Origin of the sequence: Kitasatospora sp. NPDC050543, assembly GCF_044457565.1 — a bacterium.
GTDB lineage: Bacteria > Actinomycetota > Actinomycetes > Streptomycetales > Streptomycetaceae > Kitasatospora.
In genome coordinates, this window is sequence record NZ_JBITGZ010000002.1 from 42,810 (window position 1) to 68,213 (window position 25,404).

The following is a 25,404-nucleotide window of genomic DNA, read 5'->3' on the forward strand; positions in this document are numbered from 1 at the left end:
GCGGAGCACGCGGCCCTGCGAGGCCGGTTCAGTCCACCCCCACCCGCCCGGCCGCGCGCAGACCGGCACGGGCTCGCAACCCACTGGGTGTCCCCTGACTGTGCGGTGCCGTCGCGGGCCCGCTCCGGGGCTGGGGCGGGGCTTGCCTCTCACCTGCGGCGGGCCTTCTTGTGGTCGGAGTCGGAGGGGTGGCGCTTGGGCGCGGGGAGGTTGTCGATCAAGTCTCACAGCAGTCCGCCGCCGGCCGCCCACGTCTCCAGCAGATGCCGGTCAACGAGATGGATGCCGTGGGTGTTGCCCCACGGGATTGCCTTGGAGGAGAAGCCTCCGTTGGTGACGATGAGAGCGAACGTGGCGCCGTGGACGGGCTGGGCGGTGCCCTTCACCTGCTGGAGGACCGGGGTGCCGATCTTCTTTCCGGCGGCACCGTCACGCCGGTGTTTGACCTGGACGGCCCAGATCCGCCCGTCCGGGTCCACGGCCCGCACGTCGCAGGCGTCGTCCCCGCCGCCGCCGGTTCGCTCTGCTCGGAAGCCGTCGCGGCGCATCAGGTCCCGCACCGCGTACTCGAACCTGCGGTAGTGGAGGGCGTCGAGTTGCGCGAGGGAGTACTTCAGCCCGGTACGGCGGAGGCGCTCCTCCCACTTCTGGCGGCCCTCTCGCCGGTAGCCCCACACCGCGAAGAGGAAGCACGCCGGCCCCAGCACGGTGGTGGACGGCCACCAGATGCTGTCCAGCCAGTTGCCGAGCACCACGATTCCGGCGATCAGGGCCAACCCGCCCAGCACTGCGGTGGCCACCATCGCCACCTCCGGCCAGCCCCACGTGTCGTCCGGGGCCCGTTCGCCGGACGATCCCGTGGTCGCGCGCAGCGGCGCGCTGTCCATCGCGCCGTCCATCGACTCGGTGGCGAGCGCCGAGGCCCTGGCGCTCGTCATGCTGCCGCCCTGAGTCGACCGCGCCGGGACAGGTGCAGGAGGTCGGGCAGGGCGGTGCCGCCCTCGGCCCAGCGTCGCAGGGCCTCGCGGTCCACCCAGTGGATGCCGTGCTTGTCGCCCCACGCCTTGGCGTCGCGGGTGAAGGAGCCGTTGGTGACGACCACCGCGACATCGGCCCGGTGCACGGGCTGGGCGGTGCCCTTGACCTGGTACATCACCTGGGAGCCGACCTTGCCGCCGACCTTGGTGTGCTTGGCCTGCACGACGATCCGGCCCCACCGGGCGTCCTGGCCGATCACGTCGGCGGCCTGGTCACCCTGCTGGCCGACCTGCCGGGCCTCGATCCCATCGCGCAGGAGCAGGTCGCGCAGGGCGAATTCGAACTGCTTGTCGTCCATCGCGTCGAGCTGGGCGAGGCTGAGCCGCAGCGAAGCGAGCCGCTCGCGGCGCGCTGCTGCACCCACGCGCTGAATCCACCACCAAGCGGCCACACCCGCCGCGCCGAGAGCAGCCAAGGTGACGAGAACGGGAAGGCCGTCTGTGACCACCCACCGCAGGCCCTGCGCGGCCCACGACACCACGACGAGCACGATGATGACGGCGGCGATGTGTTCGGCGGTCGTACGTGGTGCTCGCAGTCCGAGCCGGCGGAGCTTTCGGCGCATCAGTGGCCCGCCGCCGGGGCGGAAGCCGGGGCGGTGGTGCCCGGGTTGGTGTTCGTGGTGGTCGCCGAGCCGCCGCCACCCTGCCCGTACAGCCACAGGCCGCCGACGACGAGCGCCGCGATCAGCCAGCCGCTGGTCTTGTTGATCCTCGGCCGCGGCTTGCGGCGGATGTGACCCTTCACGTAGGTGTATCCCTCGGGCACCATGCGATCCCCTCCCACAATGGCGCTCCGCCCAGCGCGGCCCGCCCCGGAGAATTGGTGTAGCAGCGGGCTCCGACAAAACCTGACGGATCGCCAACAACGATCATCGGGTGCAGCGTTAACCAGCCACTGGCCCGCCTGCCAGGGTCCAGCCCCCAGGGCGCGGCGCTGACCAGTGCCGATACCCCGGCATGCCGAGGCGGCTCGGCACCGCTGCGGTACCACGCCACCACGGGCACCGGGGCCTGCAGAACGTCGATCGCCTGCGGAGCGACGCGAATCGGCCCTGCGGCTTGCGCAGGCACCTCGGTCGGCGTAGATGGCGCGTTCACGGCGGCGCACGCCAGCGTATGGTTGCCGCGCGCTTGCGCCGGCAACTGCCTGTTGCAGCGGGAGCCGTGGCCGCCTCATGGTTTTCGGTGGGGGTCGAGAGCGACCGGTGCGAAGCTCTTTACTGCCTTGAAGCGTCGGCCGTCGGCCGCGGACTCGACGTCCGCCGAGGTGAGCCTGGCGAGTGGGCGCTCGACTGAAGTGCTGGCCACGACCGCGACGGCGGCGATGCCTGGCGGGCTCGACACACGCTGCGCCGCGAGATGGTCGACTCCGCCGCAGCCTCCCTCGACCCCGGCCACCTCTTCACCGTGGAACGACGCGAGGACTGGACGCCCCGGATCACCATCACCGGCCTTCGGCCCAGGCTCAGCGCCCCAGCATCCGATCCCCGTGCGACGCGTCGGCATCGTATCCGGCCGCGGCTGCCCGGGCACCGCCCCCGGGCTGGCGTTCATCACCGAGGCCAGCCGCGGCGGTTTCCAACCAGCCCCACCCGAGACGCACTGCAGCAAGGCGGTCTTCCGAGGAGTTCCTATTCTGATTGGGGTTTCATGTCCGCCCGCTGAGCTAACGTCAGCGCCCACGCCGCGCCCACCACCGAGAGAGAAGAGCCGCATGGCCGTCAGCAAGCGTCTCCGGTTCGAAATCCTCCGCCGTGACAACCACACGTGCCGCTACTGCGGAGCCACGGCCCCTGACGTGAAGCTGACAGTCGACCACGTCACTCCGACCGCCCTCGGCGGAAGCGACAGCCCGGAGAACCTCATCGCCGCATGTGAGCCCTGCAACAGCGGCAAGTCCTCACTCCCCGCTGACGCGGCCATCGTCGCCGACGTGGCCCAGGACGCCCTGCGCTGGGCGGCAGCGCTCAAGCAAGCCGCCGCCGAACTCGAAGCGCAGGAAGTGCCCAGGCTTGCCTACAGGAAGGCGTTCCAGCAGGCCTGGGAAACGTGGACGTACGAGAGCGGCGGCCAGCGCTTGTCAACCCCCCTCGACGAGAACTGGCGCACCAGCATCGAGCGCTTCCGGGTAGCCGGCCTGCCCGTATCGGTGTGGCCCGATATAGTCGAGACGGCCATGACGAACCCCACGGTCAAGCTGCCCAACGTTTTCAAGTACGTGTGCGGCATCGCGTGGCGCATGATCGACGGACTTCAGGAGCGTGCCAAGGCCATCGTCAGTGCCGAGGACAAGTTGGCCTCTGATGGCGATGAACGCGACCCGATCGCCGAAGCAGCCGTTGACGTGTGGGTCAACGAGTGGCCAGGCATCATAAGCAACGACCAGGGCCGGACCTTCTCGGCTAGCGTGGCGCGATGCCGCGAAGACGGTGGTGAGGAGCCCCATCGGCTCCTGCGGGGAGCGCAGTTCGCCGCCTGGTTCCACCTCACCGACGTCACCGAGGCTCTTGCAGCATTCGACCGTGATGAGGTGCTCGAGGCATGGTCGACATCCTGGCTGATCAAGGCGGGCGAGTGTCCGCCTGCCGATCTGGTCGACCGGGTCAAGGCCCAGTGTGACGAGCTGCTGAACGAAGGGGTGTACGTCGTTCGCGTCCTGCGGGCCGCCGTCTATGCAGGTGCGCATCGCTCCTCGAACCTCTATTTCGGCCTCGGCGAGGCAGAATTGGCGATTACCAAGAAGCCGGCGTTCTTCACCCGCATGTGCGAGATCTGGGCCGAGGCGTTCTTCTCCACTGCGATGCGGTGGCCGAGCCGGGACGAGGTCGGGGCCTTTCAGGACTGGGTGCTTCGAGCAGGCCGGGAGTACGAGTTCGCGGTTCAGGACCTGTTCACAGCCGCCTCTTGGGCGGGCGCGTACCAGGACTCTGACATCACGACCTGCCTGCCGTACTACGGCTCGACTCTGGAAGCGGCCGGTCGCCTTCCCCTCGGCGTGAGTGGTAGCTGATGCCCTGGATCCGATGTCGATCTGCGTCCAGCCCGCCGTCAAGGCGTACGGGGCGAACCAGGCGACCGGCTCCTAATCCGCTGTCATGTTGCCGATGTAGCGGATGACGATGGACCAGGACGACCGAGGATGCTCCATGACCACTGGATCCGGCCCCATAGCTCCAACAGCCGCTCCTCCACGCCAAGCGGGTCAAGGGCGTCTCCACCCACCGCGCCGGCGGCCGCCAGTCCCACCTCCACGTCTCGGCCGGCTGCGGAACCCACCGCTACACCCCCGTCCGCTTCGCCCCACTACGGTGAACGCTCGGTGTACGCCCCTTCGGTGACGGCTGGCCCGGCGTCGCTGACCAGCAGCGTTATCCGTGTCAGGGTGCCCAGACACATTGCGATCGGCAGACACGGGGAGAACGGTCACCATGCCGCAGGAGATGACGTCGACGGTGCCTCGGCGGTTGGCCTCGGTGCCGCTGCCGCTGGCAGGCGAATCACTGCACAGCTGGGTTGAGCACGTAGCGGCAACCTATGAAATCGGTCGCAAGCATGCCATGTCACTGCTCGGCCTGGAAGTGGAAAACAGTGCCGGCAGACGCCTTGCCTATCGCACCATCCAGCTCACCACCGCCCAAGCGGCCAACGTGAGCGCCGCCACCGGTCTGACCCTCGATGAGGTATTCGCGATGACGCTCAGCCCCTTGTATGTCGATGACAAGGGTCAGCGAATACCCGACCTGTGGATCAATGCAGGAGGGAGGAACAGTTTCCGCTCCACTAAGGTACTGGGAGGAGTCTGCCCGAAGTGCCTGTGCGAGAACGACAACCGGTGGCCTCTGCTCTGGTACAGGAGATGGTCGGTGATCTGCCTGGAACATTCCTGCTACTTGGTGCGCGAGTGCACTAACTGCGACGCGCCGATCCAGCCCTGGAGATTCCGGGACAGGAGTCCGGGCTTGTGTACAGGGCCGATGCCGGCGAGCCCGAGCCTCCGACGGCCCGCCACTGTCGAACACACCGGTACCCGCTGGTGTGGAAAGCCATTGAAGGACCTTCCGGTGCTTCGCACCCGTGACCGCGTCCTGTTGGAGATCCAAGCGTGGCTCAACACGTTGCCACTTGTCGATGGCCCAGGGCAGGAATGCGATCGGGCCGCAGAGGACGACTTCAACGTCCTACTCAAACTAGTCTCGTGGCACGCCGAGCCCCGCCACCTTGCCGGGGCCGACAAGGCCGTCCGTGAGGGCTTCCCCCGGCGAACTCGGTCCAGGAAGGCCACCAATTCCTTCCTTGGTCTTGGGATGGCCGGCATGGTCCGGATAGCGGGACAGTTGGCCATCTGCGAGGACATGGACGAGGCGACGCGATGGCTCCTGGGCGATGAGGAAGTGGATTCACCACGTCCGTACCCCGATCATCCGTGGGACGATAACGACATCTGGCTCTTCCTCATGGGGAGCCAGCGTCTCCAGCCGATCCTGAAGCTTTCGCTGGGGCCGATTTCCTATGAAAAACTCACCTGGCGTCGGGATCTCTGACCGGGCCAGCGGATCTGGAAGTTGTTGCGCATGATTCAGGAAGGCCAGCCGCGAGAAAATTCGGAATTCTCCTGCACTGCCTCTACGATCGACCTGATTCGCTCGCCGGAGTGGACAGGTGGCCGAGTGATCCAGGAGCGGCGGAGCGGTCGAACGGCAGGATTTGCCGGGCGCTTTCTGAGATCGGACAGTGAAAGGGCGGCCTGTAGAGGGTCGTCCGCGAAGACGATCTGGGATGCCACGCGCAAACACCCGGTGAGAACCAGCATTCCAGGGTAGAACCGATCCCTCTCCCTCATGAGCCTCCCGTGTTTCACGAAGTATCTTCGGGAAAAACAAGAAAAGGCGTCATGTATCACTGGATCGGCGCCGTCCAGATGCGCGGGAGTCGCTAGGAATAAGGCCATCACGGCGATTTCTGAGAGGTCTTGGAAGTCGGCGCGGGCTCGGTCGCGTGAAGCCTCACTATCGGCCTGGAGATGCTCGAGAAGCAGCTCCTGAAGTCGAATCAGCTCGGGATCCCGCAGCGGTGGTGCTTCGGCGTCCCGGAAGCGCCCAGGACAGCGAAGAGCTGGCTCGGCGCCTCGCTCCCGAGCAGCACGGCCACAGACCCCTCGTGCGAGGCTGACTTCGGCGGGCCGCACCTTTATGCGGCACGCCGGACAGATGGTAATCAGATAACACCTGTGAACGAGGCAGCAGAACACCCAGGGCAGTGACCAGGCCAAAGGCCCCCTTCCATCGTCGGCGGCAACGCACCCTGGGCAGAAGCGGAGCTCAGTGTGATCGATCCAGGGCCCGGCTGCGACACCGCGTCCGGACGACGAAACGGCACGCGTCGGGCTTGTTCGCAATGCCGTCCCCACGAAGCGGCCCAAGGTCAAGTTCCTGGCTTCGCTGCCCGACAGTCCTGTCGCGGCTTCGATCCGAGCCGTGGTCTCGTCATCCAGGCTGAAGACGGGCGAATGCGCGGAGGTGAGAGAGAGCCGGGCAGGCGCTTCGTCGGCGGCTATGACCCCGGTGGCCTGGGCGGCTTGGTCCCGGCTGACGTCGAAGTCAAGCGCGACCGCATCGAGCCAGCTTAGGAGAGACTCGCCGGGCCGAGGAAGCGGAACCGAGGACAGCCGTCGCGGGAGGGGGCGAGGCCACGGCAGGCCGGCGGCTGCAACGAGTGCTGGCCGGGTCTGCTGGGCACCCTCATCATGCGAGTTCACGCGTCACAGGATCCCAGGAAGCCCCGCATCGGAGATCGAACACTCCCTGTAGTCGGGAGGCACTCACTGAAACCTTCGGTGCGGTACTGAAGACCTACTGAAATGAATCTTGCGCCACTGAAGTCTTTCGCGCCGTCCGACAAGGGGCGTGCGGCGGGCGGTTCGCGCGCCCTTGTTGTGCTAGCGGTTCGGCGCTAGCTTGAATTCATGGGCAAGAAGCAGCTGAACGTCCGGGTGGACGCGACCACCGCGGAGATGGCCCGCGAGCGGGCGGAACAACAGGGGATCAGCATGAACCAGTACATCGAGCGGCTCGTCCAACAGGACATCGGTGAGGCCGGACGCGTCTTCGTGGACGCCGCCGCGCAGTTCATGAAGGAGTACGAGACGGCGTTCCTGGCCGAGTTCGGGGAGCGCTCCCCGGCCGACCTCCAGGACGTGCGTCGTTGAACCTGGAGATCGACCTCTCGTGGCTGCTCATGACCGCCGAGGAGTACACCCCCGGCGACCCGCAGGTCACCGACTACGGATCGCTGCTCGCGGCGGTCTCCCGGCACCAGGCCGAGATCTTCGACATCGCCGTCTACCCGGAGCCGCAGGACCGCGCCGCGGCCCTGATGCACCAGCTCATCCGGGTGCCCTCGCTGGAGCGGACGAACGAGCTGTTCGCCACCGCCGCCGCTTACGCCTACCTGGTCGCCAGTGGTTGCACGGTCGCGACCACCGCCCGTGAGGTGCGCAGCCTCGCTCGGGCCATCCGGGAGGGCAAGCTCGGGGTCGCCGGGGTGGCCGAGCGGCTGGCGGGCTGGGTGGTGGACGAGGCCGAGGAGGAGGAGGTCAGCGGGGAGGACGAGGACGACTCGGACTGAGCCCGGCGTGCTACTGCTCGTCCGGGGCGGTGGTGGGTGCCGGAGCGGCGGATTCCGCCGGTTCGGCGATCAGCGCCGTCGCGACGCGGCGGAAGCCGAGCCGGGCGTAGATCCGGGCGACGTCCTCGCTGTCGGCCGAGAGGAAGACGGTCGTCACCCCGTGCTCGCGGGCGTCCGCGACGAGCGCGGCCGTCACGGCCTGCGCCAGGCTGCGCCGGCGGGCGGCGGGCAGCGTCCCGACGCCGACGATCTCGGTGACCGCGCCGACCGGCTGGTGCTGGCCCGCGCAGAGTGCGACGCCGTCCTCGACGGCTGCCGCCTGTACGGTCAGCCCGGCCCTGATCCGGTCGGCGATGCGCTCCACCGCACCGTCGGCCAGGCAGGCGGCGACGGCTTCGTCCAGTTCGGTCGGGCCTGCCGTACCGATACCGGTACCGCGGTCCGCGAAGGCCAGGTTCGGCACGGCGACGGCGCTCGGCAGGGCCGGGTCGTCGGCGGCGAGCACGCCGACGGTGACGGAGGCGGCGGGCCGGCTCCGGGGCCCGTCCGGGTCCGGCTCGGCGACCAGGGCCATCAGCGGGTGCTCGTGCACGGTCAGCCCGGCTGCCTCGACGACGGTCCGCAGCCCCGGAGTGGTCTCGGCCACCCACTCGAAGCTCTCCGGTGCGCCGAGCTCGCGCTGCCGGGCCAACACCCGGCGTACGTCGTCGGCCGTCGCCTCCCGCCCGGTCCAGCCCAGGGTCGGCCGGGCGTAGTACGGCCAGCCCTGGCCCTCCCGGACGAACAGCGTCAGCGGGCCGAAGTCCTCGGCGCGGGCGCCCGGGCGGGGCACCGCGTCGTAGTACCGCTCCAACTGCTCCAGGCGCCCCGACTGCTCAAGCCGCTCCGACCGCTCGGGTCGGCCGGGTTCGTCGAGCGCCACAGAAGTCACCTCAGGAGTCATCCCGGCATCCAAGCAGAGCCCTCCCACGCCTGCCACCGGATTGTTGACAGGTTGTCGTGCGGACAGGGGCCCCGGGCCGGCCGGGCATTTCAGGCGCATTGTTGCCGAATGCTTACAGGCCGGGCGATCTTGCGTGGACGGTGCATGGCATCCTGGGGCGTCAACAACTCTGCCGGCGGATCGGCGGACGTCCGGGTGGGGATACGGGGATGTACCGATGAGACTCTGCTTCCTGGTGGAGGAACACTACCGGCACGACGGCATGCCGCTGGACGTCGTCCGCCAACTCACCGCCTGGGGCCACCGGGTCGAGGTGCTGCGGCCCGGCAACTCGCTCCTCGCCATCTCCGACGCCGTGCGCGCCGGCAGCCATGACGCCTGGGTGCTCAAGACCGTCTCCGGCGGCCCGGGGCTGACGATGCTGGAGGCCGCCGCGGCGGTCGGCCTCACCACGGTGAACGACGCCCGCTCGATCCGAGGGGTGCGCGACAAGGCGCTCGCCTCGGTGATCGCGAGCAGCCGGGGCCTGCCCGTCCCGGTGACGTACGCGGCGGCCCGCTGGGAGCGGCTGGCGGAGATACCCGCGTCCGAGTTCCCGCTGGTGGTCAAGCCCGCCGACGGCAGCTCGGGCCGCGCCGTCCGGCTCGTCGCGACCCCCGACCACCTGGCCGAGCTCGGCCCGGAGCTGGCCGGCGAGGGCCTGCTGATCGCGCAGCCGTACGTGCCCAACTCCGGTACCGACCTCAAGGTGTACTGCGTCGGCGGCGAGCTCTACGCGACCGAGCGCTGCTCGCCGCTGCATCCGGGCCGACCAGTCCGGGAGCGGCAGGTGCCGTTGACCGGTGAGGTGGCCCGGATAGCCGCAGAGGTGGGGTCGGTCTTCGGCCTCGACCTGTACGGGGTGGACATCCTGCTCGGCCCGGACGGGCCGGTGGTCGTGGACATCAACGACTTCCCGAGCTTCCGCCAGGTGCCGGACGCCGTCGAGCGGGTCGCCAGGGCGGTGCTCCAGTTGGCCCGGGCCGGCGCCGGCGTCGGCAGCGGCGGTGACGGCAGCGGCGGCGGCGGGGGTGGCCGGCCGCCCGCGCGGGTGCCCGTGCAGGCGGGGGCGGCGCTGCCGGAGGCCGTACACGCCGTCGCGGTGCAGGACACGGCGCGCGCCGGGGCTCAGGACGCAGAGCCGGCCGTCGCTCCGGCCGCGGCCTCGGCGGCCGCCGTCGGTGGCGCCGGATGAGGATCTGTCTGCTGACCGGGGACCCCGACCACCCCCTGCTGGCCGCCACCGCGGCCCTGCTGACGCCGGACCACCTGGTCGAGACCCGCGATCCCGCGGTGGGCGACGTCCTCGCGCCGGCGCCCGAGGACCTGGCCGACGTCTATCTGCTGAAGTCGCGTACGCCCCGGGCCCTGGCCCTGGCCCGGGCGCTGGAGGCGAGCGGGGCGCCGGTGATCAACTCGGCGGCCGCCACCGAACTCTGCCAGGACCGGACCCGGATGGCCGAGTTGGCGCTCGCCGCCGGGCTGCCGTTCGCCCGGACCCTGACCGCGGCCTCGGCGGCCCGGGTCCGCTGGGCGGGCCTCCCGCTGGTGGTCAAGAGCCGGCACAGCCGCCGCGGCGACCTGGTCGCCAAGGTGGACGATGCCGAGCAGCTGCGGCGGCTGGCCGCCGACTGGCCGGACGAACCGGTGGTCGTCCAGGACTTCACCCCGAACACCGGCTGGGACCAGAAGCTCTGGGTGATCGCGGGCCAGGTGTTCGCGGCCCGCCGCCGCTCCGAGCTGGCGGACGCCGCGCGTGGTCCCGCGCAGCCGTTCGATGCCGGCGACCTGCCGGCCGAGCGGCTGGAGCTGGTGCGCCGCGTCGGAGAGGTGTTCGACCTGGAGGTGTACGGCGTCGACCTGCTCGACGGGCCCGGGGCGCCGCTGATCGTCGACATCAACGCGTTCCCGGGCGTGCGGGGCCAGGTCGGCGCCCCCGAGGCGCTCGCCGCGCTGGCCCTGCGCACCGCGACGCTCGGTCCGCGCACCGTGGTGGCCGGGAGCCGCGCACCCGCGCCGGTCACCGCCGGGCGGTAGCGGCGGGTAGCTGCGGCGCGGCCCGCGCCGTTAGCGGCGGCAGCGGGCAGCGGGCAGCGGGCAGCGGGCAATGGGCAATGGGCAGGGGCAGCGGCGAGGCAGTGCCGGGGGCTGCCCGGCGGCAGGACGGCCACGCACGGGCGCGGTCCCGTCGGCGTACTCGTTACGCTTGAACCTTTCGGCAGGCCGGAGCCCTCGGCCGGTGGCCGGACCGGCGAGAGAAGACGGACGTTGCTGCAGGACATCGTGAGCTACCTGGCCTGCCCGCACTGCGCCCGGGAACTGGCGCTCGACGGGCGCACCCTGCGTTGCCCGTCCGGCCACAGCTTCGACCAGGCCAAGCAGGGCTACGTCAGCCTGCTGGCCGGCGACGCACACACCGGCACCGGCGACACCGCCGCCATGGTGGCCGCCCGCAGCGATTTCCTGGCCGCCGGGCACTACCGCCCGATCGCCGACGCGCTGGCCGAGGCCGCTGCCGCCGCCGCCCCGCAAGGGCTGGTCGCCGACCTCGGCGCGGGCACCGGCCACTACCTCTCGCACGTCCTGGACGCCCTGCCCGCCGGCCCCGGCAGTCCGGGCAACCCCGGCGCGGCCCTGGACATCTCCAAGTTCGCCCTGCGCCGCGCCGCCAGGTCGCACCCGCGGATCGGCGCGGTGGTCTGCGACGCCTGGCGGCCGCTGCCGCTGCGGGACGACGCCGCCGCCCTGATGCTCAACGTGTTCGCACCGCGCAACGGCCCGGAGATCCGCCGGGTGCTGCGCCCGGGCGGCATGCTGCTGCTGGTCTCGCCGACCCACCGTCACCTGGGCGAACTCGTCGGGGCCCTGGGGCTGCTCTCGGTCGACGAGGACAAGCAGCGCCGGATCGAGGAGAAGCTCGGGCCGTACCTGACACCGGGGGAGCGGTGGGAGGTCGAGTTCCCGCTGCGGCTGTCTGCGGCCGAGGTGCGGACGGTGGTCGCGATGGGCCCCAGCGCCTGGCACACCGACCCCGGGGAGCTGGACGCCCGGCTCGCCGCGCTGCCCGACCCCGCCGAGGTGACGGCCTCGGTGACGGTCGCCGCGTACCACCGCTGACGCGAGCCGGAGCGTCGCGGCGGCCGGCCGCGCTCCTGGGGCGACCCGTGGCCGGCCCTGCTCCTGGGGCGACCCGTTGGGATGAATCTCCTGAGCAGGCACGTTTCTGCCGCGATGGCGAAAGCTAACGTGCCCCGAGTGACCCGCGAAGCTGTCCACTCCTCCGCAGTCCCAGCCGCAGTCCCCGTGCCCGCCGGGCCGCCCGATCGGCCCGCGCAACGCCCGACCGTCGAGGAACTCCGGCTCACCTCCTTCAAGTCCTACCGGCGAGCCACCCTGGCACTGTCCCCGCTCACCGTCCTGCACGGGCCCTCCGGTGTCGGCAAGTCGAACGCGCTGGACGCCCTGGCGGTGCTCTCCCGGCTGGCCCACGGCGAGGAGATCGCGGGCTCCCTGGACGGCATCCCCGGTCTGACGGGCCCGTTGGCGCTACCGGTGCGCGGCGGCCTGATCGGCTGCGTACCGCACGGCCGCAACGCGATCATCCTGGGGTGCAGCGTGCGCTCCTGCGCCGGCTCGATCCGCCTCGAACTCGTGATCCGCACGGACGGCCCGGTCCGGATCGCCAGGGAGTGGCTGACCCTGGACGGGCGCACCATGGTGGAGACCGGGGAGCAGGACGTCCCGCACGGCAAGGTCAACGTCACCTGGCACAACGACACCCGCCAGGGGGACATCAGGGCGCCCTTCCCCAGCAGCAGTCTGATCACCGCGCAGATCCCGCTGCGGGTGGCCGGGTCGTCGACGGGCGAACGCAAGGTGCTGGCCGCCAGTGAGCAGCTGCTCACCGCGTTGCGCGAGGTCTTCGCGGTGCACCCCGTCCCGGCGCTGATGCGCGGCTGGACGCAGGCCGACCCGCAGGCGAAGCTGCTCGGTTCCGCCGCCAACATCTCGGCGGTGCTGGCCCGCCTCCAGTCCGAGTGCACCCGCCGGTACGGGCACCTGCTCAAGATCGTCCAGTCGGCCGCCCCGCACCCGCTGCTCGGCCTCGACGTGGCCCGGCGCGGGGTCGAGGGCGCGGAGCGGGTGATCGCCGTCTTCGACGAGGGCGTGCTCGGCCGGACCGGAGCCGACCAGGCCTCGGACGGCATGCTGCGGCACCTCGCCTTCGCCGCTGTGCTGTTGACCGGTGTGGGGGTGCTGGACGTGGATCCGCCGGAGGAGGTGCCTTGGGCGCACCGCCAGCTGACCGTGCTCGCGGAGGACCTCGGCGCCGGGCTGTCGGTCGAGCAGACAGCCTCACTGCTGCGCCTGGCCCGGGACATGTGCGACAAGCGGCACGTCCGGCTGCTGGCGGCGCTCCAGGAGCCCGCGGCGGCCAGGGAGGCGCTGGGCGAGGCGGGGGAGACGCCCGGGTTCACGCTGGTCGAGTGCCGTCGCGATCCGGAGTCCGGGCACAGCGTGTTGCGGCCGCAGGCGCCCCGGGTGCCGGCCCAGCTCGCCCGCGCGGCGGGGGAGGGCACGGTCGGGGTGGGGGTTCCCGGCGCGCCACAGGGTGCGGGCGCGGGGCCGGGGCCGGGGCCGGAGGGTGCGGGGTCGGTGCCGAGGGGTCCGGCGTCGGGTGGTCCGGCGTCGGTGCGGTAGACCTGGAGGGGTGAGCGACCGAGAGACACCACCAGAGTCAGCGCGAGAGACGTCGACCCAGACGTCAGCAGAGGCCTCGGCGGGGCGGGGGACGGAGCCGATGCGGCCGGTGGAGCCACAGGAGCCCACGCTGGAGAGTCTGCGGCAGCGGCTGACGGAGTTCGCGGCGGCGCGCGGCTGGGAGCCCTTCCACACGCCTAAGAACCTGGCCGCCGCGCTGAGCGTGGAGGCCGGCGAGCTGCTGGAGATCTTCCAGTGGCTGACGCCGGAGCAGGCGGGGCGGGTGATGGACGACCCGGGCGGTGCCCACCGGGTGCGGGACGAGGTCGCCGACGTCCTGGCCTATCTCCTGCAGTTCTGCACGGCGGCGGGGGTCGATCCGCTGGCGGCACTGGCGGCGAAGATCGAGCGCAACGAGGTGCGATTCCCGGTGCCCAAGCCTCCGACGGAGGGGCGGTAGTCGGACTGCTTGACGGTCCGTTGATCGGCCGAATGTGCCCTGATCACCCTTGTGGGGGACAGGAGTTATCCACAACCCCCAGGTTGTCCACAGCTTTTGGATAGGTGGCTGCGCGGATCCGGCTCCCGCCGCACGCTTACGCCGTGACCACCGTCCGGAGCTCCCGCGGACGGTCCGACGCGAGCGAGGGGAGCGGCGACCTGTGGATGCGCTGCGACTGATCAAGACTGCCCGGCACGCCCTGGCCGAAGCGAGGAACGTACCGGATGCGCTGGCGGAGGCCTGGCAGGCCGGGCTGCTCACCGAGGCCGTCGGCGGCCGGCTCGCCGAACAGGAGGAGGGGGAGGTGGCCGCGCTCGGGCACCTGCTCTGCGAGGCCGGCGCCCATGCCGCGAGCTGCCTGGAACAGTCGCCGGACGGCCACGGGGTCGACTGGGGCGGCGCCGGCCGGGCCTCGCGACTCACCGACCTCGGTGCGCTCGATCCGCTGCTGGCTGAGCTGGGCAGGCTCCTGCACGACGTCGCCGAGACGCTGGTCGTGCTGGCCTGCGGCGCGGACGCGGAGAGCCTGTACTGGACGTGCATCGACGGTGTCGACGCCGGAGCCGAGTGCAAGGAGTTGGTGGCGGAGTTGCACCGGGCCGTCCGCAAGACGGAGGCGGCGGCCGGGGAGACGGCCGGCGGGGTGGTCGACGTGGAGGTCGGCACCCAGGAGAGCGGAGGTCCGGGCGGTGGCCCGGCCCTCGGGTGTGCGGCCTTGAGCGGTGCGGTCGTGGGAGGTGGGGCGCTGGGCGGTCGGGTCGGAAGCGGGGCCGCCGCCGGTCGGGGTCCGGGCCCTGCGGGGACTGGACCAGCTCCGGCGGCCTCGCCCGGGCGGGGTCTGCCGATACTCGTCGTCCCGCTGGGCCCGCCGGTCGGAGACCACTACCGGCCCCCGGGGGTGGCGGCCACCTCGGCGGAGCCGGCGACCGCCGCTGCCCTGGCACCGGAGGAGTGCAGCTCGGCGCCCAGCCCCGCGGGATCGGCGCTCACCGATGCGAGCAGCTCCCGCATCTGCTCCAGCAGGCTCTTCGGCCCGGCGTGTGCCGACTGCGCGGGGGCTGCGGCGGGTGAGGACGAGAGGGCTGCGGAGACGGCGGGTACGACCGGGGTGGGTCGGCCGGTGGCGCTCGGATCCTGCGGTGCGGCGGGTGCCTCGGACCATGGCTCGGACATGAGGGAGCCGCTTCGGCTCGGCGGCGCGCGGTGATGCGGTGGACATCGGCGCCGCTCACGGGGCAGGGCTGCCCGGCGGTGGCGTTGCCGGGGCAAGCGGCCCCCGTCGTCCCAACGGCCCGGCCGGCGACGGGGTCACGGCCGGCCACCCGATGCGGCCCAACCCCCGGCGCCGGTAAACCCCAGGGGTGAGCGGGGTTTGCGGCCGGCCACCCACCTGGGTTAGCGCCGCCCCACCCGCCCCGCCCTGAAGCCTTGGTCGGAAGCCCGACGGTGCCGGCCGTCCCGGGTGGGCCCGTGCGTGCCTCCGCACGCCGCCGGGCCCCCGGCACCGTCCGGGGTGGACGGCGCCGGGGGCCCGGCGGCGGAGCGGTGGCCGACCCTGACCGAGGAAGTCCGTGCAGTCAGTGAGGATCCGACCGAGGAGGTCAGTTGTGTGCGTGCAGCTCAGCGTTCAGGCCGCCCCAGGAACCGGACCGGGCGATCACCTCGACCGCGCCGGTCTGCGAGTTCCGGCGGAACAGCAGGTTGTCCTGGCCGGAGAGTTCGACGGCCTTGGCCACCGAGCCGTCGGGCGCGGTCACCCGGGTGCCGGCGGTGACGTACAGGCCGGCCTCCACGACGCAGTCGTTGCCGAGCGAGATGCCGATGCCCGCGTTGGCGCCGAGCAGGCAGCGCTCGCCGACCGAGACGATCTGCTTGCCGCCGCCCGACAGGGTGCCCATGATCGAGGCGCCGCCGCCGATGTCGCTGTGGTCACCGACCACGACGCCCGCGCTGATCCGGCCCTCGACCATGGAGGTGCCCAGGGTGCCGGCGTTGAAGTTGACGAAGCCCTCGTGCATCACGGTGGTGCCGACGGCGAGGTGCGCGCCGAGGCGGACCCGGTCCGCGTGGGCGATCCGCACGCCCGTCGGGGCGACGTAGTCGGTCATCCGCGGGAACTTGTCGATCCCGTACACCGCGAGCTGGCCGCCCTGGGCGCGGACGGCGAGGCGGGCCTGCTCGACCTGGTCCACCGGGACGGGGCCGATGCTGGTCCACGCGACGTTGGCGAGCAGCCCGAAGACGCCGTCCAGGTTCTGGCCGTGCGGCTTCACCAGGCGGTGGCTCAGCAGGTGCAGGCGCAGATAGGCGTCGTGCGCGTCGATCGGCTTCTCGTCCAGCGAGGCGATGGTGGTGCGGACGGCGACCACCTCGACGCCCCGGCGGGCGTCGCTGCGCAGCGCGTCGGTCGCGCCCGGGCCGAGCTCGGCCTCGGCCTGCTCGGCGGTCAGCCGGACGGTGCCAGCGGGGCCGGGCTCCGCAGCCAGGGCGGGCGAGGGGAACCAGGTGTCGAGGATGGTGCCGTCGGCGGCGATGGTCGCCAGACCGGCGGCGACGGCGCCGTTTGCGAGGGAGGTGGATTCAGCAGTCACACCGTGCACGTTAACGAATTCCGGCTCCGGGCGCCGCACGCGCCCACCGTGCGGACGGCCGTGCCGCAGGCCGGCGCGGCGGTCGGTGACGTCGCGGCCCAGCCGCAAAACCCCGTGCTCAGGGCGTCGGCGCTCGGTAATACTCTGCCGGGTGTTCATCTTGATCTCCACCACAGGTACGGCCGAACGTCCCGCCACCGACCTGGGCTTCCTGCTGCACAAGCACCCGGGCAGGGTCCAGCGGTTCGGGACGTCGCACGGCGAAGCCCATGTCTTCTACCCGGAGGCGACCGACGAGGTCTGTACGGCGGCGTTGCTGCTGGAGATCGACCCGATCGCGCTGGTCCGCCGGGGCAAGGGCCGCGGCGGCTCCCCCGACTTCGCGCTCGCCCAGTACGTCAACGACCGGCCGTACGCGGCGTCCTCGCTGCTCGCGGTCGCGCTGCGCACCGTGTTCCGCACCGCGATGAAGGGCGTGTGCGAGAGCCGGCCCGGGCTGGCGGACGAGGCGCGGCCGCTGCGGATCTCGCTGCCCGCCGTCCCGGCGAACGGTGCGGGCGACGGGGGCGGGGCGGCCATGGTCACCCGGCTGTTCGCACCGCTCGGCTGGCACGCCGAGGCGACGCCGATCCCGTTGGACGACACCTTCCCCGAGTGGGGCGACTCGCGCTACGTCCGGATCGAGCTGGCCGGGACGCTGCGCCTGGCCGACGCGCTCCAGCAGCTCTATGTCCTGCTGCCGGTACTCGACGGCGCCAAGCACTACTGGGTCGCACCCGACGAGGTCGACAAGCTGCTCGCCGCCGGGGAGGGCTGGCTCGCCGACCACCCCGAGCAGGCGCTGATCGCCCGCCGGTACCTGGCCCGGCGCTGGTCGCTCACCCGCACCGCCATGCAGCGGCTGGAGCTGGCCCGGCTGGCGGAGGCGGACGACCGGGAGGCGGAGGAGATCGACAACGCCGTGGACGACACGGAGGAGGAGACCGGCGCCGGGAACAGGGGCGCGCACACACACGCGACCACGACCACGACCGCCGAGGCGGGCAGGGCCGCAGATGCGGAGCAGCAGGTCGACGGCGAGCGGGAGGCGCCGGCCGAGCAGGAGAGCCGGCGGGTCTCGCTCGCCGAGCAGCGCCGCGAGGCGATCCTGGCCGCCCTGCGGGAGGTGGGTGCGACCCGGGTGGCCGATCTCGGCTGCGGACAGGGCGAGCTGATCGGCGCGCTCCTCCAGGACGCCCGGATCACCGAGGTGCTCGGCGTGGACGTGTCCGCGCGGGCGCTGTCGGCGGCCGCGCGCAAGCTGCGGATCGAGCGGATGCCCGAGCGTCGGGCCGCCCGGGTCAAGTTGGTCCAGGGCGCCCTGACGTACACCGACGCCCGGCTCAAGGGGTACGACGCCGCCGTGCTGTCCGAGGTCATCGAGCACCTCGACCTGCCTCGGCTGCCCGCCCTGGAGTACGCCGTGCTCGGCGCAGCCCGCCCGTCGGCTGTCGTCGTGACGACCCCGAACGTCGAGTACAACGTTCGCTGGGAGAGCCTGCCGGTCGGGCACGTCCGGCACGCCGACCACCGCTTCGAGTGGGACCGGGCGCAGTTCCGTGCCTGGGCCGAACGAGTCGCCGGCATCTACGGTTACACAGTCGGCTTCCGGTCAGTCGGTCCTGAGGACGCGGAGGTGGGCCCGCCGACCCAGCTCGCCCTGTTCCGCATCGGCGCAACCGCCGACGAGCCGGCCGGAGCCCCGGTTGCCGCCGCGACCACGACGGCCGCCACAACCGAAGCACCTGCTGCGCCCGCCATACCCGCCGCATCTGCCAGCACTGCGACCGCCACGACGCCCGAAGGGGGAGAGACCCGATGACCGACGACGCTCTGCAGCCCGAGGCCCCCGCAGCGGAGGACCCGTCAGCCGCACCGGCCGCCGCCGACATCTCCGCCACCGAGGCCGGTGCCGAGGCCGCCAACCAGGCCGGTGCCGTGCCGGCGCGCATGCTGCCCGTCACCGATGTCTCCCTGGTCGTCCTCATCGGCACGAGCGGTGCGGGCAAGTCCAGCTTCGCCCGCAAGCACTTCATGCCCACCCAGGTGATCTCCTCCGACTACTGCCGGGGCCTGGTCTCCGACGACGAGAACGACCAGTCGGCGTCCGCCGAGGCCTTCGACCTGCTCCACTACATCGTCGGCAAGCGGCTCGCCGCCGGGCGGCTCACCGTCGTCGACGCCACCAACGTGCAGGCCGAGGCGCGCAAGCAGCTGATCAAGATCGCCCGTGACCACGACGTGCTGCCGATCGCGATCGTCCTGGACATCCCGCCGGGGATCTGCGCCGAGCGCAACCGGACCCGCCCCGACCGTCAGCTGCCCGCACACGTGATCCCGCGCCAGAACCGGGAGCTGCGCCGCTCCCTGCGCGGGCTGGAGCGCGAGGGCTTCCGCAAGGTGCACGTCCTGCGCGGTGAGGCGGAGGTGGAGGCTGCCGAGATCGTCACCGAGAAGCGCTGGAACGACCTGCGTCACCTCACCGGCCCGTTCGACATCGTGGGTGACATCCACGGCTGCCGCTCCGAGTTGGAGACCCTGCTCACCCGGCTCGGCTACACCCTCACCCGGGACGCCGAGGGCCGCCCGATCGACGCCGGCCACCCGGCCGGGCGCACAGCCGTCTTCGTCGGCGACCTGGTCGACCGGGGGCCGGACACGCCCGGCGTGCTGCGTCTGGTGATGGGCATGGTCGCGGCGGGCCACGCCCTCTGCGTGCCCGGGAACCACGAGAACAAGCTCGGCCGGGCCATGGACGGTAGGAAGGTGACCGTCTCGCACGGCCTCCAGGAGTCGCTGGACCAGCTGGCCGCCGAGCCGGAGGAGTTCCGCGCCGAGGTCCGCGCGTTCATGCGCGGGCTGGTCAGCCACTACCTGCTCGACGGCGGCAAGCTGGTGGTCTGCCACGCCGGCCTGCCGGAGAGGTACCACGGCCGCACCTCCGGCCGGGTCCGCTCGCACGCCCTCTACGGTGACACGACCGGCGAGACGGACGAGTACGGTCTGCCGGTCCGTTACCCGTGGGCGGAGGAGTACCGGGGCAATGCCCTGGTCGTCTACGGTCACACGCCGGTGCCTACCGCGAGCTTCCTCAACAACACCATCTGCCTGGACACCGGCTGCGTCTTCGGCGGTAGCCTCACCGCGCTGCGTTACCCCGAGCGCGAGCTGGTCGGCGTCGAGGCCGAGCAGGAGTGGTATGCGCCGGTCCGGCCGATGCGTACCGACGCGCCCGGCGCCCGTGAGGGCCGCCCGCTGGACCTCTCGGACGTGGCGGGTCGGCGGGTGGTCGAGACGACCCTGCACGGCCGGGTCGCCGTTCGGGAGGAGAACGCCGCCGCCGCACTGGAGGTGATGAGCCGCTTCGCGCTGGACCCGCGACTGCTCGCCTACCTCCCGCCGACGATGGCGCCGAGCGCCACCTCGCGCCGGCCGGGCTACCTGGAGCACCCGGAGGAGGCCTTCTTCGCCTACCGCAACGACGGCGTCCAGCACGTCATCTGCGAGGAGAAGCACATGGGCTCCCGGGCCGTCGTGCTGCTCGCCAGGGACGGCGACGCGCTGGAGAGGCGGTTCGGCGTCCGGGGCCAGGGCGCGATCTGGACGCGTACCGGCAGGGCGTTCCTCACCGACGACCAGCTCACCAACGCCGTCCTCGGCCGAGTGCGGGCCGCCGCCGAGCGGGCCGGCCTCTTCGAGGAGCTGAAGACCGGCTGGCTGCTGCTCGACGCCGAGCTGATGCCCTGGTCGCTGAAGGCGGTCGAACTGCTGCGCCGGCAGTACGCGGCCGTCGGCGCGGCGGCCGGCGCCGCCCTGCCACAGGTGCTGGCCGCACTCGACCGGGCGGCCGGCCGCGGCCTGGACCTCGGCGAGTTGACGGAGCGCCAGCGCCGGCGGGCCGCCGACGCCGAGGCGTTCACCGAGGCGTACCGGCGCTACTGCTGGCCGACGGAGGGGCTGTCCGGAATCCGGCTGGCGCCGTTCCAGGTGCTGGCCGCAGAGGGGACCAATCTCGCGGTGCGCCCGCACGACGAGCACCTCGGCTGGATCGACCGGCTGGTGGCGGCCGACGATCCGGACGCGCCGATCCTGCAGACCACCGGCCGGCTGCTGGTGGACACCTCGGACGACGCCTCCATGGAGGCGGGCATCGCCTGGTGGGAGCGGCTGACGACGGATGGTGGCGAGGGCATGGTGGTCAAGCCGCTCTCCTCGCTGGCCCGTGGCACGGCGGGGGAGGGGCGGCCTGGCGGGCTGATCCAGCCGGGTGTGAAGGTGCGCGGCCGGGAGTACCTGCGGATCATCTACGGCCCGGACTACACGCGGTACCTCGACCAGCTCCGGCAGAGGTTCCTCGGGCACAAGCGCTCGCTCGCCCTGCGCGAGTACGCGCTCGGGCTGGAGGCACTGGACCGCCTCGCCGGAGGTGAGCCGCTCTGGCGGGTGCACGAGCCGGTGTTCGCGGTCCTGGCACTGGAGTCGGAGCCGGTGGACCCCCGGCTGTAGGCGGGCCGGCGGGCCGGGGCCTCGCTGCCGGGGCGGCCCACGCCCCGGGCCCGGCTGCGGGTCCTGGCCGCCGGTCCCGATTCGGCTCCCGGTTCGGGTCCCGCCTTCGGGCCGCTGCGTCAGGGATGCCCTGACGCAGCGGCCCGGCGTCGCCGCCCGAGTTCCGCTCCGGCGGCGTCCATCCCAGCTCTGCATACAAATTCCGAGAGTCGTATACTATTGCCGCTTCAGCATTCGCGTCCGCGTCACCCATCAGGAGCCCGGCATGGCGTTCAACCTCCGGAACAGGCACTTCCTCAAGGAGCTCGACTTCACTCCCCGGGAGTTCCGCTTCCTGGTGGACCTCGCCGCCCAGCTCAAGGCCGCCAAGTACGCGGGTACCGAGCAGCCCCGGCTGCGGGGCAGGAACATCGCGCTGATCTTCGAGAAGACCTCGACCCGCACCCGCTGCGCGTTCGAGGTGGCCGCGCACGACCAGGGCGCCAACACCACCTACCTGGACCCGGCCGGCTCGCAGTTCGGCCACAAGGAGTCGATCAAGGACTCGGCCAGGGTGCTCGGCCGGATGTTCGACGGCATCGAGTACCGGGGCCACGGTCAGGAGATCGTCGAGGAGCTCGCGGCGCACGCGGGCGTGCCGGTCTGGAACGGTCTCACCGACGAGTGGCACCCCACCCAGATGCTCGCCGACATCCTGACCGTCCAGGAGCACACCACCAAGCAGCTCGCCGAGGTCGCACTCGTCTACCTCGGTGACGCCCGCTCCAACATGGGCAACTCTCTACTGGTCACCGGCGCGCTGCTCGGTATGGACATCCGGATCGTCGCGCCCAGGCAGCTCTGGCCGGCCGAGGAGGTCCAGCAGGCCGCCCGGGGCCTGGCCGAGGCCAGCGGCGCGCGGATCACCCTCACCGAGGACGTCCCGGCCGGGGTGGCCGGGGCCGACTTCCTCTACACCGACGTCTGGGTGTCGATGGGAGAGCCCAAGGAGGTCTGGGCCGAGCGGATCGAGCTGCTGAAGCCGTACCAGGTCTCGATGGACACCGTCCGCGCTACCGGCAACCCGGGGGTGAAGTTCCTGCACTGCCTCCCGGCCTACCACGACCTCGGCACCGAGGTCGGCCGGCAGATGTACGAGGCGACCGGCATGTCCGAGCTGGAGTGCACCGACGAGCTCTTCGAGTCGCGGCACTCCGTGGTGTTCGACCAGGCGGAGAACCGCCTGCACACCATCAAGGCCATCCTGGTCGCCACCCTCGGGTCCTGACACCCCGGCGGGCCGAGCGGCGCGCGCCACCCGGGCCGACCCGTGGGTGCGCGGGATCGGCGTCAGGCGTTCAGCGTGAGGGCTCAGAACGGGACGTTCACACACGCCACCCGGTCGCTCGCACGGACGGCACCGGCCGCACCGGCTGCGTCGGGAAGGGCGCCGCCCGGGTGGCCGGCGTGCAGCACGATCGAGCGTGCCTCGCCCGCACGGACGGCCCACGCCACGCTCGCGTTCGCGGCGTCGGCCCCCGCGCCGTCCGTGCGGAGCGTCAGCCGCAGCTCGTTGCGCTCGTTGGCGTACGCGGGATCGGTGGACGGCTGCACCGGGTCGGGGACGTCCTGGTAGTGCGGCCCGGACGCCGCCGGATCGGCGCCGCACGCGCCGGTGTGCACATGCGCCGGGAACTCGTGCCCGGGCGCGAGCCCCGACACGGTCAGCGCGACGGCCGTCCGCCCGGCGGCCCGCTCCACCACCACCCGTACATGCGCGCCGTACGGGACCAGATCCTGCGCATGGCTGACGGCGGCGGACGGCACGAAGGCCGAGGCGCGGTCGAAGTCGGCCTCGACGACCGTCCTGGGCGGCCCGGTGGGTGGCAGCAGCACCAGCGGGATCAGCAGAGCGGTGGCAAACGGTGCGGACATCAGTGACCACGCCTTCGGGAGCAGGGAGCAGGGAGCAGGGAGCAGGGACCGGAGACCAGCGACCGGAGCGCAGGGAGCGGGGGAGGCGAGCGGCGTCACGGCGTCGGAGGCCGGTACCCACCCGCAGAGTCGATGCTCCCGCGCTCCCGTCCGCCGGCGGGCGCAGCCGGGCCTCAAGTCACCCGGACGAGCGCCCGACCGGCCCCGCCCTGCCCTGCCCCGGTCTCCCTCACGCGGACCCGCTGCCTGCCGTCCCGCCCCTGTCCGCCACCGCCGCCCTCGTCCGTTCAGGCCGCCCCGCCGACCCCCGTGATCCCCCGGATCTCGCAGCGCGGCCCGCTGGCCCTCATCAGTCGCAGATCGGCGGTGACCAGCGGCACCCCGTAATCCTCGGCGACGGCCACGTACGCGGCGTCGTCGGGGGTCAGGTTGTCCTTCAGCTCCCAGATCCGGCCCAGCAGCGGCACCACCGCCACCTTGCGGATCGCCAGCTCCGGCAGCAGTGCCGCCAGTTCCGCGACCCGGGCCGCCGTCAGCTCCCTCGCCAGGTACAGGCCGCGCAGGGACTGCATCACCTCGATGATCACGTGCTCCGGGGCCACCCATTCCCCGTCCGCCGCGAGCTCGGCCCGGGCGGCGTCGCCGCGCGCCCCCTCGTCCGCGAGCGCCAGTACCAGCGCGGACGCATCCACCACGATCATTCAGCTGCCCCAAGCCTGTCGTCTCTGCCGGTGCATCGGCGCACCTCGGCACCTCGGTTCCAAACCGTAGTCCCCATCAGCCGCCCAGCAGCATCCTGCCCAGCAGCAGCCCCGCCAGCAGCGAGCCGGCGTTGGCGGTGAGGGACGCGGCGTACGGGAGGGGCCCGCGCGCGCCGAGCAGGGCCCGCAGCAGCACCGCCTCCACCACGCAGACGGCGAGCTCGGCGAGGCCGAAGGCCGTCCAGTAGGCTGCGGCGGCGCCCGCTGCGAAGTGGCCCAGGAACCACCACAGCGGCGGGTGCGTCAGAGCGTTCACCGCGACGGCGGCCACCGTGGCCCGTACTGGGCGGACGCGGCCCACCGGGACGAGCGCCGCCACGTACAGCGGCACCTCGACCAGCAGGGTGAGCGCGAGGGCCAGGGGATACGGCACGGCCAGATCGTGCCACGGGGAGGATCGGCGTGGCCACAGCGGCAGCCCCGGCGACCGTGCGCGGCGTGGGTGCCGCGCCGCTGGCGGGCTTCGCCGCCGCCATGACGCTTGCCCTGTTCGCCGCGCTTCGGGCCCCCGCGGGCACCGCGGTGCTGGGGCTGGCGACCTTCGGCATCCTGCACAACGTGCTGGAGCTGCGCTATGTGGCGGGCCGCTTCGGGAACGTCCTCGCGGGGCCCTTCCTCAAGCTCCTCCTCGCCCTGATCACCGGCATCGTGCTGTGCCGCCTGCTGCCGCCCTCCACCGGCTCGCGCGCCGCCGAGATCCTGCTCGCGTACGGGCTGCTGGCCGTCGCCTGCGGGCACGCGCTGCGCCGCCGCCCCGCCCTGCTGGCGGCCGCGGCCGTGCTGCTGCCGAGTGCGGCTGCGACCTCGCTGGCCTTCCCCGGCTACCACTTCGTGGTGCTGGCGCACCTGCACAACCTCGTCCCGCTGCTCTTCCTCGGGGAGTGGTCGCGCCGGCTGGCGCGCGGCCGGGCGGCGTTTCTGGCCGCCCAGTGGTGCTGGGTGCTGGCCGTCCCGGTGCTGTTGCTGAGCGGTGCGCTGGACCGCTGGCTGGCCGCGGGCACGGCCACCACCGGCCGGCTGGCCGCCGCCTACACCCCGCCGGCCTGGCTGGACACCTCGGCGGGACTGCGGTTCGTCACGGTCTTCGCGTTCCTGCAGACCATGCACTACGTGGTGTGGGTCTGGTTCCTGCCGCGCTACGCGCCGGACGCCACCGCCGCCTTCGAGCGCCGGGCCCCGGTGCTGCGCGGCCCGCGCGCCTGGGCGCTGGGCATCGCCGCCGGTGCCGCGCTGGCCGTCCTGTTCGCCACCGACTACGCGCAGGGCAAGGCCCTGTACGCCGCTCTGGCGAGCTATCACGCCTACCTGGAATTCCCGGTCCTGCTCCTGCTGGTCCTGGGACTCGACCCCGCAGAAAGGAACAGCAGTGCTTCTCGCTGACGTCGCCGGCATCTCCGACCTCGCCGCCAAGGCCGACATCGCCCAGATCACCGGCATCGCCCAGGTCACCGGCATCACCCAGATCGCCGACATCGCCCCCGACCCCGTCGAGGCCGGCGGAGTCCCGCTGGCCCTGATCGTGGTGGCCGTCGCCGTGGTCATCGGTGTCGTGGCCCTGGTGCTGCTCGCCCGCTCCCGCCGCAAGCGCTGACCGGCCGGGGTACGTTCGCGGGCATGCCGAGCGCGTGCTTGCGCCGGGCATGCACTATGGTTTATCTCGACATCGAGATAACTGCCCACTACTATTTATCTCGACATCAAGATACTTGCCGAGAGGCGCTCACCGGCGATCCGGGTTAGGTAA

Annotated in this window: 25 protein-coding genes and 1 pseudogene; 16 read left to right on the forward strand and 10 right to left on the reverse strand. The window is 72.0% G+C overall.

The window, feature by feature from the left end:
- Positions 1 to 224: 224 nt before the first annotated feature.
- From ACIBH3_RS02525 to ACIBH3_RS02540, 4 genes are all read right to left on the reverse strand, one after another.
- Entirely contained in the window at positions 225 to 938 is a 714-nt protein-coding gene (locus ACIBH3_RS02525; RefSeq protein ID WP_396309994.1) for a restriction endonuclease, read from the reverse strand.
- Positions 935 to 1,603 (reverse strand): restriction endonuclease, encoded by a 669-nt coding sequence (locus tag ACIBH3_RS02530; protein ID WP_396309995.1) that lies wholly within the window; start codon positions 1,601 to 1,603, stop codon positions 935 to 937. The genes ACIBH3_RS02525 and ACIBH3_RS02530 overlap by 4 nt, the downstream gene beginning before the upstream one ends.
- Complete coding sequence (locus tag ACIBH3_RS02535) at positions 1,603 to 1,809, reverse strand: hypothetical protein (RefSeq protein ID WP_396309996.1); 207 nt, start codon at positions 1,807 to 1,809, stop codon at positions 1,603 to 1,605. The genes ACIBH3_RS02530 and ACIBH3_RS02535 overlap by 1 nt, the downstream gene beginning before the upstream one ends.
- A gap of 404 nt (positions 1,810 to 2,213) precedes the next feature.
- Positions 2,214 to 2,348 carry a hypothetical protein gene (locus ACIBH3_RS02540; protein WP_396309997.1) on the reverse strand — a complete coding sequence of 45 codons (135 nt, stop codon included), beginning with the start codon at positions 2,346 to 2,348 and terminating at the stop codon, positions 2,214 to 2,216.
- A gap of 406 nt (positions 2,349 to 2,754) precedes the next feature.
- Between ACIBH3_RS02540 and ACIBH3_RS02545 the strand changes: the two genes are divergently transcribed.
- The 3 genes and pseudogenes from ACIBH3_RS02545 (at position 2,755) to ACIBH3_RS02555 (ending at position 5,581) form a co-directional block, all read left to right on the forward strand.
- Positions 2,755 to 4,050, forward strand: a complete 1,296-nt coding sequence (locus ACIBH3_RS02545) for an HNH endonuclease (RefSeq protein WP_396309998.1) — start codon at positions 2,755 to 2,757, stop codon at positions 4,048 to 4,050.
- A gap of 176 nt (positions 4,051 to 4,226) precedes the next feature.
- A pseudogene (locus tag ACIBH3_RS02550) lies at positions 4,227 to 4,352 on the forward strand (metallophosphoesterase); the annotation flags it as partial.
- Between the two features lie 116 nt (positions 4,353 to 4,468).
- Entirely contained in the window at positions 4,469 to 5,581 is a 1,113-nt protein-coding gene (locus ACIBH3_RS02555; RefSeq protein ID WP_396309999.1) for a TniQ family protein, read from the forward strand.
- Positions 5,582 to 5,616: 35 nt separating this feature from the next.
- Here ACIBH3_RS02555 and ACIBH3_RS02560 read toward each other — a convergent pair whose 3' ends face one another.
- A complete protein-coding gene (locus ACIBH3_RS02560) occupies positions 5,617 to 6,795 on the reverse strand; it encodes a TniQ family protein (protein WP_396310000.1) in 1,179 nt (392 codons plus the stop codon).
- A gap of 207 nt (positions 6,796 to 7,002) precedes the next feature.
- Here ACIBH3_RS02560 and ACIBH3_RS02565 point away from each other — a divergent pair, with 207 nt between their 5' ends.
- Both ACIBH3_RS02565 and ACIBH3_RS02570 read left to right on the forward strand, forming a co-directional pair.
- Positions 7,003 to 7,245, forward strand: coding sequence for a toxin-antitoxin system HicB family antitoxin (locus ACIBH3_RS02565; RefSeq protein WP_396310001.1), 243 nt, complete (start codon positions 7,003 to 7,005; stop codon positions 7,243 to 7,245).
- Positions 7,242 to 7,664: a fic family toxin-antitoxin system, toxin component gene (locus ACIBH3_RS02570; protein WP_396310002.1), complete on the forward strand. Its 423-nt coding sequence runs from the start codon at positions 7,242 to 7,244 to the stop codon at positions 7,662 to 7,664. The genes ACIBH3_RS02565 and ACIBH3_RS02570 overlap by 4 nt, the downstream gene beginning before the upstream one ends.
- Before the next feature lie 10 nt (positions 7,665 to 7,674).
- On the opposite strand, the gene ACIBH3_RS02575 is transcribed toward ACIBH3_RS02570, so the two are convergent.
- A complete protein-coding gene (locus tag ACIBH3_RS02575; RefSeq protein WP_396310003.1) occupies positions 7,675 to 8,586 on the reverse strand; it encodes a GNAT family N-acetyltransferase in 912 nt (303 codons plus the stop codon).
- Positions 8,587 to 8,824: 238 nt separating this feature from the next.
- On the opposite strand from ACIBH3_RS02575, the gene ACIBH3_RS02580 reads away from it, so the two are divergent.
- The 6 genes from ACIBH3_RS02580 (at position 8,825) to ACIBH3_RS02605 (ending at position 15,056) form a co-directional block, all read left to right on the forward strand.
- Positions 8,825 to 9,841 carry a RimK family alpha-L-glutamate ligase gene (locus ACIBH3_RS02580; protein ID WP_396310004.1) on the forward strand — a complete coding sequence of 339 codons (1,017 nt, stop codon included), beginning with the start codon at positions 8,825 to 8,827 and terminating at the stop codon, positions 9,839 to 9,841.
- A complete protein-coding gene (locus ACIBH3_RS02585) occupies positions 9,838 to 10,683 on the forward strand; it encodes a RimK family alpha-L-glutamate ligase (RefSeq protein ID WP_396310005.1) in 846 nt (281 codons plus the stop codon). The genes ACIBH3_RS02580 and ACIBH3_RS02585 overlap by 4 nt, the downstream gene beginning before the upstream one ends.
- Positions 10,684 to 10,914: 231 nt before the next feature.
- Positions 10,915 to 11,763 (forward strand): putative RNA methyltransferase, encoded by an 849-nt coding sequence (locus tag ACIBH3_RS02590; RefSeq protein WP_396310006.1) that lies wholly within the window; start codon positions 10,915 to 10,917, stop codon positions 11,761 to 11,763.
- A gap of 138 nt (positions 11,764 to 11,901) precedes the next feature.
- Positions 11,902 to 13,347 carry an AAA family ATPase gene (locus ACIBH3_RS02595; protein WP_396310007.1) on the forward strand — a complete coding sequence of 482 codons (1,446 nt, stop codon included), beginning with the start codon at positions 11,902 to 11,904 and terminating at the stop codon, positions 13,345 to 13,347.
- 100 nt (positions 13,348 to 13,447) lie between these two features.
- Positions 13,448 to 13,807, forward strand: a complete 360-nt coding sequence (locus tag ACIBH3_RS02600) for a nucleotide pyrophosphohydrolase (RefSeq protein WP_396310008.1) — start codon at positions 13,448 to 13,450, stop codon at positions 13,805 to 13,807.
- A 202-nt stretch (positions 13,808 to 14,009) separates the two neighbouring features.
- Complete coding sequence (locus ACIBH3_RS02605) at positions 14,010 to 15,056, forward strand: DUF6099 family protein (RefSeq protein ID WP_396310009.1); 1,047 nt, start codon at positions 14,010 to 14,012, stop codon at positions 15,054 to 15,056.
- 394 nt (positions 15,057 to 15,450) lie between these two features.
- On the opposite strand, the gene dapD is transcribed toward ACIBH3_RS02605, so the two are convergent.
- Positions 15,451 to 16,440 carry a 2,3,4,5-tetrahydropyridine-2,6-dicarboxylate N-succinyltransferase gene (gene dapD, locus ACIBH3_RS02610; RefSeq protein ID WP_396310010.1) on the reverse strand — a complete coding sequence of 330 codons (990 nt, stop codon included), beginning with the start codon at positions 16,438 to 16,440 and terminating at the stop codon, positions 15,451 to 15,453.
- A 151-nt stretch (positions 16,441 to 16,591) separates the two neighbouring features.
- Here dapD and ACIBH3_RS02615 point away from each other — a divergent pair, with 151 nt between their 5' ends.
- From ACIBH3_RS02615 to argF, 3 genes are all read left to right on the forward strand, one after another.
- Complete coding sequence (locus ACIBH3_RS02615; protein WP_396310011.1) at positions 16,592 to 18,301, forward strand: 3' terminal RNA ribose 2'-O-methyltransferase Hen1; 1,710 nt, start codon at positions 16,592 to 16,594, stop codon at positions 18,299 to 18,301.
- 128 nt (positions 18,302 to 18,429) lie between these two features.
- Positions 18,430 to 20,985, forward strand: coding sequence for a polynucleotide kinase-phosphatase (locus tag ACIBH3_RS02620; RefSeq protein ID WP_396310344.1), 2,556 nt, complete (start codon positions 18,430 to 18,432; stop codon positions 20,983 to 20,985).
- Positions 20,986 to 21,250: 265 nt separating this feature from the next.
- On the forward strand, positions 21,251 to 22,252 hold the full coding sequence (gene argF / locus ACIBH3_RS02625; RefSeq protein ID WP_396310012.1) for an ornithine carbamoyltransferase: 1,002 nt from the start codon (positions 21,251 to 21,253) through the stop codon (positions 22,250 to 22,252).
- Between the two features lie 83 nt (positions 22,253 to 22,335).
- Here argF and ACIBH3_RS02630 read toward each other — a convergent pair whose 3' ends face one another.
- The 3 genes from ACIBH3_RS02630 to ACIBH3_RS02640 all read right to left on the reverse strand — a co-directional run bounded on the left by ACIBH3_RS02630 (position 22,336) and on the right by ACIBH3_RS02640 (position 24,033).
- Positions 22,336 to 22,899 carry a superoxide dismutase family protein gene (locus ACIBH3_RS02630; RefSeq protein ID WP_396310013.1) on the reverse strand — a complete coding sequence of 188 codons (564 nt, stop codon included), beginning with the start codon at positions 22,897 to 22,899 and terminating at the stop codon, positions 22,336 to 22,338.
- A 287-nt stretch (positions 22,900 to 23,186) separates the two neighbouring features.
- Positions 23,187 to 23,600: a type II toxin-antitoxin system VapC family toxin gene (locus ACIBH3_RS02635; protein ID WP_396310014.1), complete on the reverse strand. Its 414-nt coding sequence runs from the start codon at positions 23,598 to 23,600 to the stop codon at positions 23,187 to 23,189.
- A gap of 76 nt (positions 23,601 to 23,676) precedes the next feature.
- Positions 23,677 to 24,033 (reverse strand): hypothetical protein, encoded by a 357-nt coding sequence (locus tag ACIBH3_RS02640; RefSeq protein ID WP_396310015.1) that lies wholly within the window; start codon positions 24,031 to 24,033, stop codon positions 23,677 to 23,679.
- Between the two features lie 29 nt (positions 24,034 to 24,062).
- Between ACIBH3_RS02640 and ACIBH3_RS02645 the strand changes: the two genes are divergently transcribed.
- Positions 24,063 to 25,040, forward strand: a complete 978-nt coding sequence (locus tag ACIBH3_RS02645) for a hypothetical protein (protein WP_396310016.1) — start codon at positions 24,063 to 24,065, stop codon at positions 25,038 to 25,040.
- Positions 25,027 to 25,251: a hypothetical protein gene (locus ACIBH3_RS02650; protein WP_396310017.1), complete on the forward strand. Its 225-nt coding sequence runs from the start codon at positions 25,027 to 25,029 to the stop codon at positions 25,249 to 25,251. Before ACIBH3_RS02645 ends, ACIBH3_RS02650 begins: the two co-directional genes overlap by 14 nt.
- Positions 25,252 to 25,404 lie beyond the last annotated feature (153 nt).